Annotated in this window: 2 tRNA genes and 2 rRNA genes; all 4 read right to left on the bottom strand. The window is 46.0% G+C overall.

Going from position 1 to position 1,005, the window contains the following annotated elements:
- A 23S ribosomal RNA gene (locus ACFSTH_RS00755) occupies positions 1–103 on the bottom strand; the annotation flags it as partial.
- 377 nt (positions 104–480) lie between these two features.
- Positions 481–556 (bottom strand) — tRNA-Ala (locus ACFSTH_RS00750).
- Positions 557–631: 75 nt separating this feature from the next.
- A tRNA-Ile gene (locus tag ACFSTH_RS00745) sits at positions 632–708 on the bottom strand.
- Positions 709–920: 212 nt separating this feature from the next.
- Positions 921–1,005, bottom strand: a 16S ribosomal RNA gene (locus ACFSTH_RS00740); the annotation flags it as partial.

Genomic DNA, 1,005 nt, shown 5'->3' with positions numbered 1-1,005 from the left:
TCAACGCTTGCTTACAGCTCCCCGAGGCAGTATCGTTGTTCGCCACGTCCTTCTTCGGCTCCTGGTGCCTAGGCATCCACCGTACGCTCTTACTAGCTTAACCTAGACTTACATATATATTATCTTGTCACAGCAATATTGCTATGAACAAGGTTCGCATAACCATATAGCAGTACTTATTTGCATAAGATNCTTACAGCTCCCCGAGGCAGTATCGTTGTTCGCCACGTCCTTCTTCGGCTCCTGGTGCCTAGGCATCCACCGTACGCTCTTACTAGCTTAACCTAGACTTACATATATATTATCTTGCCACAGCAATAACGCCATGAACAAGGTTCGCATAACCATATAGCAGTACTTATTTGCATAAGGTACTTGTACATCGCTACACGCTTGAACTTCAGCTTCGATGTGTCTTGCTTGTTTGTTCCTATCCAGTTTTCAAGGTGCAATAGATGGTATTGCTTATAATATCTAATTTGGTGGAGCCAAGCGGGATCGAACCGCTGACCTCCTGCTTGCAAGGCAGGCGCTCTCCCAGCTGAGCTATGGCCCCATATAACGTCATGAACTGACGTAAAACACAGAGTTTTCTCCATTTGCTTTCTCGGAACCCCGATGATAACAACAATGGTGGGCCTTAGTGGACTCGAACCACCGACCTCACCCTTATCAGGGGTGCGCTCTAACCAGCTGAGCTAAAGGCCCGTCGATTATTCTGCTAAACTTCTACCAAGAGAAAGTAACATTGCTACATGTGCTATAGAACAGGCTTTACGCTTATGTACACCGATAATATATCGTTGTAACTTCTATATTGTAACATCACTTTGTTCTTTCAAAACTGACAACGAGTGAGTAACACGGGTGGAAACTTACGTTTCCTTATCCTTCTTCTACTGAGAAGGGTGATTCCTTAGAAAGGAGGTGATCCAGCCGCACCTTCCGATACGGCTACCTTGTTACGACTTCACCCCAATCATCTACCCCACCTTCGGCGGCTGG

It is taken from the genome of Paenibacillus yanchengensis (assembly GCF_042684845.1).
Taxonomy (GTDB): Bacteria; Bacillota; Bacilli; order Paenibacillales; family Paenibacillaceae; genus Pristimantibacillus; species Pristimantibacillus yanchengensis.
Note: the sequence above shows the minus strand (reverse complement) of the source record. Positions and strands in the feature narration are given on the sequence as shown.